This window comes from Paenibacillus pinisoli (assembly GCF_003605435.1).
Classification (GTDB): Bacteria; Bacillota; Bacilli; order Paenibacillales; family Paenibacillaceae; genus Pristimantibacillus; species Pristimantibacillus pinisoli.
The window spans coordinates 1209595-1223887 of record NZ_QXQB01000002.1; the positions used below are offsets into that span (position 1 = coordinate 1209595).

The 14293-nt window shown below is 49.8% G+C and carries 16 protein-coding genes and 1 pseudogene; 13 read left to right on the plus strand and 4 right to left on the minus strand.

Annotated features, from left to right (window positions below; translation table 11 throughout):
- Positions 1 to 21: 21 nt before the first annotated feature.
- Positions 22 to 1230, minus strand: coding sequence for an MFS transporter (locus D3P09_RS12715; RefSeq protein ID WP_120110273.1), 1209 nt, complete (start codon positions 1228 to 1230; stop codon positions 22 to 24).
- 119 nt (positions 1231 to 1349) lie between these two features.
- Here D3P09_RS12715 and D3P09_RS12720 point away from each other — a divergent pair, with 119 nt between their 5' ends.
- The 4 genes from D3P09_RS12720 to D3P09_RS28480 are packed head-to-tail and all read left to right on the plus strand — an operon-like array spanning position 1350 to position 3042.
- Positions 1350 to 1856, plus strand: a complete 507-nt coding sequence (locus D3P09_RS12720) for an RNA polymerase sigma factor (RefSeq protein WP_165867417.1) — start codon at positions 1350 to 1352, stop codon at positions 1854 to 1856.
- On the plus strand, positions 1857 to 2579 hold the full coding sequence (locus D3P09_RS12725) for an SDR family oxidoreductase (protein ID WP_120110277.1): 723 nt from the start codon (positions 1857 to 1859) through the stop codon (positions 2577 to 2579). It begins immediately after the preceding gene.
- 33 nt (positions 2580 to 2612) lie between these two features.
- Positions 2613 to 2849, plus strand: coding sequence for a hypothetical protein (locus D3P09_RS12730; RefSeq protein WP_133305000.1), 237 nt, complete (start codon positions 2613 to 2615; stop codon positions 2847 to 2849).
- Positions 2850 to 2874: 25 nt separating this feature from the next.
- Positions 2875 to 3042 carry an ATP-binding protein gene (locus D3P09_RS28480; protein WP_120110281.1) on the plus strand — a complete coding sequence of 56 codons (168 nt, stop codon included), beginning with the start codon at positions 2875 to 2877 and terminating at the stop codon, positions 3040 to 3042.
- A 50-nt stretch (positions 3043 to 3092) separates the two neighbouring features.
- Here the strand turns inward: D3P09_RS28480 and D3P09_RS28325 are convergent, their stop codons facing one another.
- Together D3P09_RS28325 and D3P09_RS12740 are read right to left on the minus strand one after the other, a co-directional pair.
- Positions 3093 to 3224 carry a hypothetical protein gene (locus D3P09_RS28325; RefSeq protein WP_279387126.1) on the minus strand — a complete coding sequence of 44 codons (132 nt, stop codon included), beginning with the start codon at positions 3222 to 3224 and terminating at the stop codon, positions 3093 to 3095.
- 638 nt (positions 3225 to 3862) lie between these two features.
- Entirely contained in the window at positions 3863 to 4651 is a 789-nt protein-coding gene (locus D3P09_RS12740; protein ID WP_120110283.1) for a hypothetical protein, read from the minus strand.
- 359 nt (positions 4652 to 5010) lie between these two features.
- On the opposite strand from D3P09_RS12740, the gene D3P09_RS12745 reads away from it, so the two are divergent.
- From D3P09_RS12745 to D3P09_RS12780, 8 genes are all read left to right on the plus strand, one after another.
- Positions 5011 to 6462 (plus strand): AcpB/EbpR/MafR family transcriptional regulator, encoded by a 1452-nt coding sequence (locus tag D3P09_RS12745; protein WP_120110285.1) that lies wholly within the window; start codon positions 5011 to 5013, stop codon positions 6460 to 6462.
- A 132-nt stretch (positions 6463 to 6594) separates the two neighbouring features.
- Positions 6595 to 7305 (plus strand): purine-nucleoside phosphorylase, encoded by a 711-nt coding sequence (gene deoD, locus D3P09_RS12750; RefSeq protein WP_120110287.1) that lies wholly within the window; start codon positions 6595 to 6597, stop codon positions 7303 to 7305.
- A 66-nt stretch (positions 7306 to 7371) separates the two neighbouring features.
- A complete protein-coding gene (locus D3P09_RS12755) occupies positions 7372 to 7971 on the plus strand; it encodes an ECF transporter S component (protein WP_119803156.1) in 600 nt (199 codons plus the stop codon).
- A 44-nt stretch (positions 7972 to 8015) separates the two neighbouring features.
- Positions 8016 to 8765, plus strand: a complete 750-nt coding sequence (locus D3P09_RS12760; RefSeq protein WP_120110289.1) for an energy-coupling factor transporter transmembrane component T — start codon at positions 8016 to 8018, stop codon at positions 8763 to 8765.
- On the plus strand, positions 8762 to 9622 hold the full coding sequence (locus D3P09_RS12765; protein WP_120110291.1) for an energy-coupling factor ABC transporter ATP-binding protein: 861 nt from the start codon (positions 8762 to 8764) through the stop codon (positions 9620 to 9622). The genes D3P09_RS12760 and D3P09_RS12765 overlap by 4 nt, the downstream gene beginning before the upstream one ends.
- Positions 9619 to 10425: an energy-coupling factor ABC transporter ATP-binding protein gene (locus tag D3P09_RS12770; RefSeq protein ID WP_120110293.1), complete on the plus strand. Its 807-nt coding sequence runs from the start codon at positions 9619 to 9621 to the stop codon at positions 10423 to 10425. The genes D3P09_RS12765 and D3P09_RS12770 overlap by 4 nt, the downstream gene beginning before the upstream one ends.
- 19 nt (positions 10426 to 10444) lie before the next feature.
- Positions 10445 to 11392 (plus strand): nucleoside hydrolase, encoded by a 948-nt coding sequence (locus D3P09_RS12775; RefSeq protein WP_120110295.1) that lies wholly within the window; start codon positions 10445 to 10447, stop codon positions 11390 to 11392.
- A gap of 27 nt (positions 11393 to 11419) precedes the next feature.
- Positions 11420 to 12355: a nucleoside hydrolase gene (locus D3P09_RS12780; protein WP_120110298.1), complete on the plus strand. Its 936-nt coding sequence runs from the start codon at positions 11420 to 11422 to the stop codon at positions 12353 to 12355.
- A gap of 105 nt (positions 12356 to 12460) precedes the next feature.
- Here D3P09_RS12780 and D3P09_RS12785 read toward each other — a convergent pair.
- Positions 12461 to 13297 (minus strand): annotated as a pseudogene (locus tag D3P09_RS12785) (formylglycine-generating enzyme family protein); the annotation flags it as partial.
- Positions 13298 to 13656: 359 nt separating this feature from the next.
- Here D3P09_RS12785 and D3P09_RS12790 point away from each other — a divergent pair.
- Complete coding sequence (locus tag D3P09_RS12790; RefSeq protein ID WP_120110300.1) at positions 13657 to 14280, plus strand: chromate transporter; 624 nt, start codon at positions 13657 to 13659, stop codon at positions 14278 to 14280.
- Positions 14281 to 14293 lie beyond the last annotated feature (13 nt).

Below are 14293 nucleotides of genomic sequence, written 5' to 3' on the forward strand. Positions count from 1 at the left end.
GTAACGCTAAGTGAAGCTCGTCTAACCAACCCGCACTTTTCTTACAAAATAATTCAAACGCTCCGTGCACAGAATCATCGCAACAGCGAACAGAACAATGAACATCGGGAAGATGCCAATCGTCGAGTTAGACGCAAGCAAGCCGAGGAACGGCGGCACCAATGTCGTGCCTGTATAGGCTGCAGCCATCTGATAGCCGATAATGGACGGCGCATGGCCTTTGCCGAATCGGGCTGGCGTCTCGTGCAGCATGCACGGGAAGATCGGCGCAAGTCCGAGGCCGATAACCATCAATCCGGCGAGCGAGACGATGGACGGGAGCGGCAGGATCAACAGCACCGTACCAGCCAATGCGACCCATTGGCCGTACCGAATCAGCATACGGTTGTTCACTTTAAACGTAATGAAGCCAGTCAGCATCCGGCCAACCGTAATCCCTACATAAAACAAGGAAACCCACTGAGCCGCAGTAGCCGCAGGCAAATCCTTGATATTAACCAAGAAGCTGCTTCCCCACAAGCCTACGCTGGCTTCAACGCCACTGTAAAACACGAAGGTGAGCAGAGCCAGATTGACGCCTTTTACACGCCAGGATTTGACCGAAACGGAAGCCCCAGCGGCCGCTTCTTCATGCTCTTGCTGGCCCTCCTGAGCGCTTAGCTGGACCCTGCTACTCTTCGCCACCTTATCCCATAATGGAAGCGTGACGAACAATATAACGACGAGCAGAAGCTGAATGCCCGCTACAGCCAGATAGCCTTGTCTCCACAGCAGATTGTCGCCTGCCATGAAGGAAGCCATAATAATCGGCCCCAGCGATGCGCCGACACCCCAGAAGCAGTGCAGCCAGCTCATATGATGGGCCTTATAATGGGCGGCGACGTAGCTGTTCAGACCGGCATCGACCGAACCTGCGCCGAGCCCCAGCGGAATCGCGAACAGGACGAGCCAAATCAAGGATGGCGACCATGAGAATCCGGCCAGCGCCCCTGCCGTCAGAATACAGCTGATCAGCGTAACCTTCCCTGTGCCGAACAGCCTAAGCACCGTTCCGCTCAACAAGCTGGATACGATCGTACAAGCGGCAATAACCATAGACAGCACGCCTGCCGTGCCAAGCGACGCATCCATATCCAGTCTCATGACAGGCCATGCGGACCCCAGCATAGAGTCCGGAAGCCCCAGGCTAATAAATGCCAAATAAATAATAATTAAGAAGAACGTTGCCATGATGGTATCTATGCTCCTTCGTGATGTTATGCTCTACTCATATAATCATAAATTTGCCTTTAGGGGAAGGGAACTTTTTGGCGCGATGAGCAGTCTAATGGGCTAAAGGAGGGATGCACTTGCAGCAAGAAACCCTGTGCTTCAATGAACTGGTAAGAACATATGAACAAGATGTGAGGCGCTATTCTCTCTTCCTGTGCGGGAACCGGGACTTAGCTGAGGACATAGCTCAAGAAACCTTTTTAAGAGCGTATCGCTATATCCACTTGTTCCGGGGAGACGCTTCTTTCAAAACATGGCTATTCAAAATCGCCCAGCATGCGGCCAAAGATTTGCAGCAAAAGCAGTCCGCGCAGCACTCCATCCTTACAAAAGCCAAGCTGGCCCTGAACTATTATCCATCAGCTGAGCATACTTACTTCGATTCATACCTTAAAGACGAAATTTGCGAAATCGTGCTGATGCTTCCGCATGTATTCCAGCAGGTCATCGTGCTTGATGTGAAATATGACCGAAGCATCCAAGAGATTGCCCAGCAACTTCAGGTATCTGCCGGCACGGTGAAATCGCGTTTGTATCGGGCCCGGATCAAAATATCCGAGCATATGATGAGGAGGCATGGTTAGATGAAGCATTTTTTGGCCGGCAAAAGGGTTGTGATCATCGGAGGAAGCTCCGGCATTGGACTTGCAGCCGCCAAAGCGGCTTGCGAACAAGGGGCCTCGGTACATATCGCTGCCCGATCAAGGAATAAGCTTCTGGACGCTATACAAGCCATCGGAGGCGATGTGACTGCGCATGAAGTGAATGCCGCCTATGAAGACGAAATGAAGGCGTTGTTCGATTCAATGGATCTTGTAGACCATGTATTCGTAACAGCCTCAGAGGTAGCGACCGGGGCTGTGCTGGAGAGCGACAGCGAGCAGCTAAGAAGCTCGCTCGACAGCAGGTTCTGGGGATGTTATTTTGCGGCAAAATATGCCTCGCCTAAGATGCATCGCGGCGGCTCCATCACCTTTATGTCCGGCACATCCAGCGTAAGGCCCTCCATCGGCAGCGCTGTTGCGGCAGCATCGGGCGCGGCTGTCGAATCATTAGCCAGAACTCTGGCGCTTGAGCTTGCCCCTATTCGGGTAAATACGATTAGCGCAGGCGCTATCGATACACCCTTATTGGACAACATCTTCGGCGAGAAAAAAGCGGCAGTGCTCGCTCATCTGACCGAACAACTGCCCGTGAAGCGAATGGGGCAGCCAGAGGATATTGCCGATGCCGCCTTATTTCTGATGAACAACAGCTACACAACAGGGACCGTTCTTACTGTGGATGGCGGTATGCTGGTTACATAAGCTCTGAGATGCAAAAAGCATCTCATACAGCGAGTGATGCAGCATGTGGGGCCGGATGCAGAAGAGAATCGCATTGACCTTACTTTGGAGAATCTTGCAAGCGGACAAAGGATTGAGCTTGATGCCAACCGGATGACCCAAGTGCTGCTCAACTTGCTGGTTAACGCGATTCGCTACACGCCAGAGGGCGGCTCTGTCAGAGTTGTGCTAGAGGATCGTCGTATCGGGAATAAGGACTTCCTGAAATCTCTGTCTCCGACACTGGAGTAGGCATGAAGCCGGAGCAGCTGAGTCTATCTTCAACCGCTTCTACCGAACGGATGAAGCCCGCGCACGCAACAGCGGCGGCATGGGGCTTGGACTTGCCAAAGCCAAGGAATTCGTAATCGCCCATCAAGGGACGCTCAAAGCAGCCACCACACGGGGACAAGGAACGATATTTACCGTTAAGCTTCCTTATTAGGAATCCATTCAACGCGAAAAAGCCGACCCTTCTGAGGTCGGCTTTGAATTTTATCGGATGTAGTAGGTTCCCCGGTTCAGCACTCTTTGCGCAGCTTCAAATATCGCCTCAGCCGTCTTAAGGCCTGCTGCTTGTTCAATCGCAGCAATTCTAAGCGTGACGGATAAAGCTGCGTCCACCATTTATCGCTGTCCTCCGCCTAACCTCTGGTGCTTGTCGCTTCCTGGCCTGTTCAAGGCACCAATATCCTTTGTCGAACAGCGGCTTGTAATTAAATCCATGCTGTAACGGAAATGAGCGACCTTAATTGGGCATATTGTCGTGAATTTTCATTCTAACGGAAACAGATGATGCTATTTAGCGATAAATCCAGTAAAATCGCGGTTTTGCCGCTAATAAGGTCGCCTGTTTCCGTTATAACTTCAAAATCGCGTTTTGGAAGGATATAAGAGCTGTCACTTCCGTTACGTTGGCAACTTAGCATCAAGGCATCGAGGCGTCGAGGCGTCAAGGCATTGAGGCATTGAGGCATCTAGGCGTCATGGCAGCAAGGCATCGAGGCATCTAGTCGTCGGGGCGACAAGTCATCAAGGCAACAGTGCAGCCATGCTGAATCGAAGCGAACAGCTCATAGGCTTCATTGCTATCGAAAAGCAACTCATCGGATTTCAGAGGAGATTTTGAAGTCATTGGGACGGTAAAAAGAACGGGGCTGTCCCATAAGGTCCCCTCTTTAGATAACTGAGGGACTCCCCTTAACGATTAACCGTGTGGCATAACTATTCGCTTTTGGACAGTCCCTTTCTTTAAGTATCGCAATTTATATTCTATACTCCGGCGCTTCCTCGACCGTGTCTTTCTCGGTATAAATAGTGCTCCCCAGAATAACGGATCTATCTATGAACTTATACTTGCTGCTATCCTTCAAAGTGCTGCTGTTCCCCAACAAGATTCTATTTTTATCTGTGGCACGATGGATATACCACTTTTCCGTTTCAAGCCAAATATAGAGCGGACCTTCATTAATGTAATTAGGATTTATCGACTTCAAATCTATATAATTGAAAACAGCTTTAAACATCGACATACACAATAAAGAAAAGAAGGCGTAACCTATGCTTAATGCTATAAATGTTCCTAGTTTATCTAGATCACTAACTAATCTCGAATAGTTTTTTATTCCAACTAAATAAGCAGGCATCGCAATGCTGGAAGGAACAAAAAAGAAAAGCAAAAAAAGAAAAACGATAATATTTACGGTTCTATACTTTCCAGTGAACAATAGCTTTTTTCCCCTTATCTCTACATTCCACAAGACCCAAAGATGTATAAATATCACTACTATAACCCACACATATCCAAGAGTTTCGTTGTACTCCGCCTCTATAAAATAAGTTAAAAACAGCATGATTGACGTATACAGCATAATTTGTACAAGACCATTCAACATCACATGCGCGACTTTCTTCTCTTTTGAGTACAGCTTCTTCTCGAGGTTTGTTGAGGTCAGAAACGTTAATGGGCCAAACTTTATAATAGTGCTTAATATTGCAATAACTGCACCAGGAATCCCTGCATAAGTAAATATGGTTTTTGCAACGTCTAACATTTCTTCTTCCCCTTTTTAGCGATCAGCAATATTTAATGGAGTAAAATACTCTTGTTAAGTTCGTCTTTTATATACAAATCCCTCCTCCATTTCCTTTTATCTTTTTCTTTTAATATTTTTTCTTATGTATCCAGCCCTTATAAGATCGGTAAGAATTGCATGTACCGATTGCTTAAAACGGCAAAGCCCATTACGATACCTATAAGGATGCTCGTCCAGCTGTGAGCGCTTGAAGCGTTCACCCCATGAACGTTTCAAGGAAATATTTATAAATACGCGCATTCTGTCCCATACTTAGGTCTATCAACTTAAGAGACGACTTCATCTTACTGATTCTTTCAGGAAGGAGAGATCAGACCATGGAAAAGGAATTTACATTGACGCAAAAGCTGCTGATCCTGCTCGATTCGGAATATCGCTGGTTTACACTGGCCGAAATCGAAGAGCAGCTTGGCGTATCGGACAAAACGATCCGTAAAATTATTGACGAAACGGTGCAGGAGCTTCCTCCTTCGATTCATATTGAGATTTCCCGCGGCAAAGGCGTCATACTCCATTATGAGAAACGGAATGTCGCGATCGGTGAAGTCATCTCATCCATGTACAGGCAGAGAACCTTATATCAGCTGCTCGATTTGCTGTTCGCCGAAGGGGGCCAAAGCTCACTGGAAGAGCTCGCCGACAAGCTGTATATGAGCTCCTCCTCGCTTAAGAAACTGATTATCCGGCTCAACAATCATGAATTGAAACGATATCACCTGCGCATCGCGTATTCCATGCCTGAGGTCAAAGGCAACGAAATGAATATCCGTTATTTTTATTGGAAGCTGTATCACGATGCCTATGAATTTTCCGGCTGGCCGTTCCCCGGCATCGATCAGGCTCAAATTCACGAATACATCACCACTATCGAGTCGGAGAATGATATCGTGTATTTCCTCAATGCCAAGCGGAGCCTGTCCTTTCTGGCCGCCATCATTATGACAAGAGTGCTGCAGGGCAAATATGCAGACGTTCCGAGGGGCCAATACGACTGGGAGAGCAGCATGCTCCATTCCTCCGTCACGGCACTTGCCCGCGCGCTGGAGCAGCGGTATTCCATTCATTTGCCGATGGACGAAATCCGGTTTCTTCAGGCCATGTTCAGCCTGGGCCAATACAACTATTATGACGATGCGAAAATCAGCACGATGATTGCGATGGAGAAAACCAATCTCGTACAGATCCAAGAGGAAAAGTATCAAATCGTCAATCATTTTCTGATGCTGGCGCTTACCGCTTTCCCTGCCATAGATATGAATGACCGGTTCATCTGGGAAGTCGGGGAATTCTTCGAAAAGCTGCGGCTGGAGAATGTGCTGCCGGGGATGATCGCGATCTCAACAAGCAACCTGACAGACTATGTCCAGAAAGAATGCAGCCCCATGTACCAACGCGTCAGGAGCTGCATGCAGGAGTGGAGCCTGCGGTATCCCGACATTCTGTACAATGACTATCATCTGACGAAGCTGACGCTATTGATCATCTCCAGCTTGCGCTACAAGAGCAAAAGAGCGTTCCTGCTGATCGGCGGCGAATTCTCCATCCGCCATTACGTAGCTAAGCTTATCAAGAATGAAATCGGGGACGAGCTGATCATTAACACCTCCATTATGGAGGGGCTCTCCGATGAAATCATTCAGAAGCACGGCATTGATTTTGTGATCAGCACCTTCCCACTTGAGCTGAATACCGTACCGGTGGTCATCATTTCCACCATACCGACTAAACGGGATTTGGAGAATATACGCAAGGAACTAATGCAGCCATGAGACCTCATGGTTGCATTTTTCCGTTAAGCTCCGTAACTTTCTGGTCTTGGTTCTCCCGCCGATTCTTACTATGATGGAGACAGCAAGATAATAAAGCGCTTTCTTAAGAAGGAGGCCAGCAGGAGGAGCAACATGAGTATACATTTGGGAGCAAAATTGGGAGATATCGCAGAACGCGTGCTGCTGCCCGGCGATCCGCTTCGGGCAAAGTTTGTAGCAGAGAACTTCCTGGAGGATGTCCATTGCTACAACGAAGTGAGAGGCATGTACGGGTATACCGGACTCTATAAAGGAGTTCCAGTGTCGGTCCAAGGCACAGGAATGGGCAACCCAACCATGAGCATTTATGCAACAGAGCTGATTCAGGATTACGGTGTCAAAAAGCTGATTCGCATCGGTACATGCGGCGCCATGCAAAAAGAGCTACAGGTCCGCGATATCGTACTGGCCCAAGCTGTATCTTCAGACAGCAATCTGATGGAAAAAATATTTTATGGCTGCAATTACGCTCCAACCGCCGACTATGGGATGTTAAGCAAGGCCCATCAACTGGCTCAGGAGAAAAGCGTCAATGTCCACGTCGGAAATATCTATAATTCAGATGAATTCTACCGGGAAACGCTGGACCGTCTTCATAAATTTATGGATTTCGGCGTGCTCGCGGTGGAGATGGAAAGCGCTGCGCTGTACACGCTGGCCGCCAAGTACGGTGTAAGGGCTCTGTCCATATTAACGGTAGGCAGCCATCTGCTGACCAATGAACGCTCGTCTCATCAAGACAGCGAGAAGTCCTTCCATGACATGGTGGAAGTAGCGCTTCATACGATCTTGACAGACGAATAGTCGTTCAAAAAGACGCGCTTTAACGGGTTTCTTTTATGCCAAATATGCTCCTAGGGGGAAAAAGCGATGGGAATCAAACGCGGACTTAAATATGATTTTTCATTGTTGGCCATTCTGTTAATTCCAATCGGTATCGCAATCAACTTTGTCGGTGCGCAAATTGTGCTGCTGCTCAAGCTGCCGATCTATCTGAACACCATCGGAACGATTCTGACCGCGATGATCGGCGGCCCTTGGGTCGGTATGGTTACGGGCGCAAGCACCAATCTCGTAGTCGGAATAACGAACCCGGTCTCGTTCGCATTTACACCTGTTCAGATGGCCGTCGGCCTGGTAGTCGGCGTGCTGGCGATGAAAGGGATGTATACGAAGCTGTGGAAAGTCATCTTGGCTTCATTAGCCGTCGTCCTGACCGTATTGATCGTTGCATCTCCAATCCAGGTGCTGATGTTCGGCGGCGCGACCGGCAACTCCTCAGATGCCGTGGTCGCGACATTCCTGGCTTCGGGACAACAAATATGGACAGCGGTATTCTCAACCAAGATTCTAGTGGAAAGCGTCGATAAAATCCTCACCAATCTCATTGCCTTTGCCATCGTGATGAAGATGTCGCCGAGATATTTGTCCAAGCTGAATTACGGCGCTATTTTCATCAAAAAGAAATGACGTATAGCCAGTAATGGTTGCGCTCTTTAGAAGGAGGGGTTCTTGTGAATAATGAACGGTCCATGTTGAGCCGTCTTTATCCAACAACCAAGTTTTTCATTACCATCACATTATGTTTGGCTGCCTTTATCGTACCCGGCTACGGGTTCAGCTACGCCATTCTGCCGATCTGCATGGTGCTCGCCTACTTCGCCGGCAGCTTCAAGGAATTTTCCAATCTGGCGGTCAAGGCCCTGCTCATGATTGTTGTGTTCATCTTTATTCTGCAATGCTTCTTCTATCCCGGCAAAGACATTATGTGGAGCTGGAGCATCTTCTCCATCAAGCGGGAAGGCCTGGAATTCGCCCTGTTCCTGACATCCAAAATCGTAGCAGTAGCATCGGCGTTCATTCTGTTCTTCCGCATCACCAAAGTAAAGGATTTGGTCTATTCGCTGGAACAGGTGGGCTTGCCGTCCAAGGTAACCTATGTGATCTTGTCCACGCTGCAGCTCATTCCGGAGATGAAAAAGCTGACCCATGTCATCATGGATGCGCAAAAAACAAGAGGCGTCGAGACCGAAGGCAAGCTGTTTGTCCGCATGAAGGCTTTCATACCAACGCTTAGTCCGCTTATTCTAGGCTCGGTGGCAAGCACGGAGGAACGGGTATTAACGCTGGAATCGCGGGCTTTCTCAGCCAAAGTGAAGAAAAGCAGCATCTACAAATTGGAGAAAACAAAGCTTGACCGGCTGGTTCAAATTCTGCTGCTTGTCCTGCTTGTTATCCTAATCGTCTGGAGAGTTGCGCTATGAGTATGATTACGATCAAGAATTTATCCTACCAATACCCCATTAGCGAGACCGATGCGCTCAAGGACGTGAATGTAACCATTGAGAAAGGCAAGCTGTATGCGCTGGTTGGCGCCAACGGGGGCGGAAAAACAACCCTATGCAACGTCATCCGCGGGTTTATCCCCCATTTCTACAAAGGGGATCTGCGCGGCGAGATGCTGATCGAAGGCAAGGATATCCGCGAGTGGGAATTGGGCGAGCTTTCGCAAAAAATCGGCTATGTCTTCCAGAATCCTTTTACCCAAATTAGCGGCGTAAAGGATAACGTATTCGAAGAAATCGCATTTGGCCTTGAAAATCTGGGCATGGAGCCCGAGCTTATCCGGGAAAAGGTAGCCCAGGTTATTGAGATGCTTGGAATCGGCTATTTGCGGGATAAAAACCCGTTCGAGCTCTCCGGCGGCCAGAAGCAGCGGGTTGCCCTCGCTTCCATTATCGTCATGGAGCCGGATGTGCTGGTCATTGACGAGCCGACCTCACAGCTGGATCCGAAGGGGACGGAAGAAGTGTTCAAGATTATTGAGCTGATGAAGAAGAAAGGAAAAACCATCATTCTCGTCGAGCACAAAATCGAGCTGATTGCCGAATATGCCGATTACGTCATCCTTCTGAACGAGGGTGAAGTGGTCATGCAAGGAAATACGAAAGAGATTCTTACCGATGAGCGCTCGCTTTCATTCGGGGCCGCTCTCCCTCAATATTCGATGTTCGGCCTGGAAATGCGCAAGCGCGGGATGGATCTCGGCACGATTCCGTTAACGGAAAAAGAAGCGATCGAAGCCGTGAAGGCTTGGATGAAGAAGGAGGTTAAAGCATGAGCTTCCTCACTTTGACGAACGTATCCTTTGCCTATCCGAATGGCTACAAAGCAGTGGATGGAGTCAACATGAGCTTCAAAAAAGGCGAATCGGTTGCCATTGTAGGACAGAACGGCGCGGGTAAAACAACGACGGTTAAGATGATGAACGGGCTGCTGAAGCCTTCCGAAGGTGACGTCCTCATTGATGGCTGGAACACGCGGGATTATACAACCGCGCAAATATCGAGAAAGGTCGGTTATGTGTTCCAAAACCCGGATGACCAGATCTTTCATAACGATGTGTACAGCGAGATTGAATTCGGCCCCCGCAAGCTGGGTCTGCCGGAGGATCAGGTCAAAGCGAACGTCATGAAAGCGGCGGAGCTGGCCGGGGTCGTCCCCTATCTGAAGGACAATCCCTACAACTTGCCCTACTCTATGCGCAAATTCGTCACCATTGCCTCCGTCATAGCGATGGATTCCAGTGTCATCATTCTGGACGAGCCTACAGCAGGCCAGGATATTCCCGCTATGGAGCGGCTGTCTCATCTCATTGAGACATTAAGCAAGGAAGGAAAAACCATTATCACCATCACGCATGATATGGAATTTGTCGTGAACAACTTCCAGCGCGTCATCGTCATGGCGAACCGCCGGGTCATTGCGGATGACGACAAGAGGTCTATCTTCTGGGAACTTGATGTCCTGGAGCAGGCGATGCTGAAGCAGCCGCATATTAGCAGGCTCAGTTACTCCCTGGGTATCGGCGGCAATATCCTGACGATACCAGAGCTCGCGGACGAGCTTGCCAAGCATAAGTAAGGGTGTAAGGAGTGACGATATGGAGCAGGTAAAGCACATCCTGTTGGATGTGGATACCGGCGTGGATGATGCTCTGGCGCTCATCTATGCCGTTAAATCCAAAAAGCTGTATATAGAAGGCATCACCACTGTATTCGGCAATGTGGATGTGCAGCAAGCGACAGACAATACACTTAGGGTGCTGGCATTGGCCCAGCCCCGTTACGATATTCCGGTTGCTATGGGTGCGAACGCTCCTTTGTTTCGTCCCCGCCGCGAGAACGTAACCGCCATTCACGGAGCCAACGGCCTTGCCGGATACGAGCTGCCCCAGTCGGGCCAGTCGCTGGTGGACGAGAGAGCATCCGATTTCATCGTTCGAAAGGTGCGGGAACAAGCGCATGATATTACGCTGGTATTCACCGGCAGGCTGACCAATCTGGCAGTCGCGCTCGCCAAGGACCCGTCTATTGCACAGAAGGCGAAGCTGGTGCTGATGGGAGGCGCCGTCAAAGTGCCAGGCAATACAACGCCAGTGTCTGAGGCTAACATCCATGGCGATCCTGAAGCGGCGCACCGGGTGTTCGAATCCGGCATTCCGATTACGATGGTCGGCCTGGACGTGACCGGCAAGGCTAAATTCGGCGAAACGCATTTTCATGAGCTGATGAACGGCTTTACGGATGAACAGGCCGCATTAAAAGCATTCATGCATCATATCTTCACATTCAGCTTTGAGGCAAGCGAACGCTTGAATGAGGGCAAAAACAGACTGATGCATGATCCGCTGGCAATCGCTGTCGTCGAGGATGCTTCTTTTGTGGAGATGGAGAATTATTACGTATATATAGAGACAAAGGGACAATTATCCTCAGGTGCTACCTTAGTCGACTTCAGAGCGCCGCAGTCACGGACCAATGCCTCCGTATGCATGCGCGTCCGTGAAGAGGCATTCCTGCAGCATTACATTCGCACGGTGCTGTCATAACCGTCAGACGAAGGAGGAGCATGATTGATGCACCGAATATTATTGGATGTAGATACAGGGGTTGACGATGCGCTGGCGATTGCCTACGCCGTCCGGTCCTCGGATCTGGATGTCATCGGGATCACAACCTGCTTCGGCAACGTGCCGGTTGACCGCGCGACGCGCAATACGCTCCATGTGCTGGAGCGGTTAGGAGCAACCGAGATTCCTGTCGCCATGGGTGAAGCCGCCCCGCTGTTCCATCCCTCCAAGGAGGCATATCCCGCTCAATTTCATGGAGAGAATGGGCTTGGCGATCTGGCATTCCCCGATCCGGCGGGCAAGCCGGTATCAACGTCAGCGGCGGCCTTTATGGTGGATCAGATCAGGCGATACCCGAAGCAGGTAACGCTGATCTGTGTCGGCCCATTGACCAATCTGGCCGCCGCTATTCTGCAAGCGCCGGAGATTACAACGCTGGTGCGGCAGGTTATTATAATGGGCGGAGCTGTGGAGGTGGCGGGAAACCGCCGGATGCATGCGGAAGCGAATGTGTACTCCGACCCGGAGGCGGCTCAGCTCGTCTTCCAATCCGGAGCCCCGATTACGCTAGTCGGACTGGATGTGACGATGCAGACAGAGCTTAAGCTGGAGGATATTCAGCGCTGGCGAGAACTGAATTCAGACCTTGCCGGCTTCCTGGCGGATATTACCTCCTGCTATATCGAAGGCTATCGGCAAGCTTATGGCGACCGGACAGGCTGTGCACTGCATGATCCGCTGGCTGTTGCCGTTGCGATCGATCCGAGCCTGGTCGCGGTTCAGCCGATGGTTCTCCAGGTTGACCTGGAGGGTGTCCACTCCTACGGCAGAACCGTAGCCGACCTGCGCCCGCGCTGTACGGACCAGCCGAACGTCAACGTCTGCACGAGTGTCGACGCCAAGCGGTTTCAGGAGCATTTTATGGGGACATTAATGTCATAAATTGCAGCATAAGGAGTGTGCGCTAGGAGCGTACGCTCCTTTTTGATCTGCTTCCAGCGGCAAGGATTCCATCCTTAACCGCCGCTTTTTTGCATTTGAAAAACCCTACACGTCGGCAGCAATGCGAAAACCGCAATTTCCCGTAGAACTGTCCGGTGTATTGGAGCTTCTGGCCGCGACCCGATAACGATTGCAATACGACCGGTGGCACAGGTAAGAACCGCCGCGCATTGACTTTCTTCCGGTCTCTTGCGAGTATAACGGGTTCAGATCCGCAGTCTGCCTATGGTAGCCAGGGCTGAACCAATCCGCACACCATTCCCACACATTTCCTGAAGCATTATATAGACCGTAGCCATTAGGCTCATAGGCATGCACCGGCGCTGTGCCGATATATCCGTCTGAGGCGTTATTTTTGACCGGAAACTTGCCCTGCCAAATATTGCACATATGTTTCCCATCCGGTTTAAGCAAGTCGCCCCATGGATAGGTTCTGCGCGCCAATCCGCCCCTTGCCGCATATTCCCACTCCGCCTCGGTAGGCAGCCTGGTTCCCGACCACTTGCAATATGCATTCGCATCATTCCAGGAAATATGGACAACAGGGTGATCCATCCGGTCTACGATCGAAGAATCCTTGCCTTCAGGCCTTGCCCAGTACGCTCCTTCCACAACCAGCCACCACGGAACCCCCTGCGGCACGTCCTTCACCTGCTCGCGGACCTGGTCAGATGCAAGCAAATGGAAAACATAGGACCAGCCGAAGCTCTCTGCTTCCGTAACATAACCCGTAGCTTCGACAAATGATTGGAACTCGGCATTCGTCACGGCGTAAGGCGAGATGCGGAATGAGTTGACGGTTACTTTGCGTATCGGCCCCTCTCCGTCTGACGGGACGCCTTCTGCCGAATCCGTCCCCATGTCGAAGGTACCGCCTCCGATGTGTATCAATCTTTCTGCCATGTTCAATTTATCATAAGGCGACAGCTCTGAAACCGATGCTTCTTGATCCACTCTGCGCAAGTGCTCTGAAGCTCTCGATGCCGCACAGCATGATTTCATATGCTCCACAACCGTATCCCCTCTCGCAAATAGGTTAGCTCATTTATATTCTACCATCTTATTTTCGTTTTGGAATTAACTTTTCTTCATCGTTCATTCAAATCGGGTAATATTTCTTGAAACCAGCTATATATTTTAATTTTTATTTGAACCTACTCAAAACCAACAAAAACTTTATTCCATTTTGGAATTTAGTTGTTATAATAGATAATGAAGATACGAGGAGGTAGATCGGAACGATGTTACAACAGCTTAGAATGCTCTTCCCCTTATTCTGGACCTTTTTCCGAATCGGTCCCGCTACTTTCGGAGGCGGATATGCCATGATCTCCTTGATCGAACACGAGACCGTCACGAAGCGCAGATGGCTTGACGATCAAGAGCTTAGCGATCTGGTATCGATAGCGGGTTCGGCTCCAGGCGGTGTCGGCGTTAACGCCGCCGCTTTTATCGGTTACCGAATGGCCGGCATTACAGGTGCTGTCATCTCGATTATTGGAATTACCCTGCCTACTTTCCTCATCATATTGGGGCTGAGCTTTCTATATATGAATTTGGACGGCAACCCAAAAGTCGCCGCAGCCATGAAAGGGATTCAAGCAGCTGTTATCGCATTGATTCTCAGCGCCGCATACCGAATGGCGAAGACGTCCCTATTCGATCTCTCCACCGTTATTATCGCTATTGCGACATTGGTTGTGCTGCTTTTCACGGAAATCAACCCTATTTATGCCATTCTGTCAGGTCTTCTTATCGGTGTTGTCAACATTACGGTTAAGATGTTATTGGGGCTAAAGGTTCGAACCGAGAAGGAAACACCGCAAAAACGGGAGGACGCCGTATATCTCGAATATTATATTTAGAACATTTCATTTA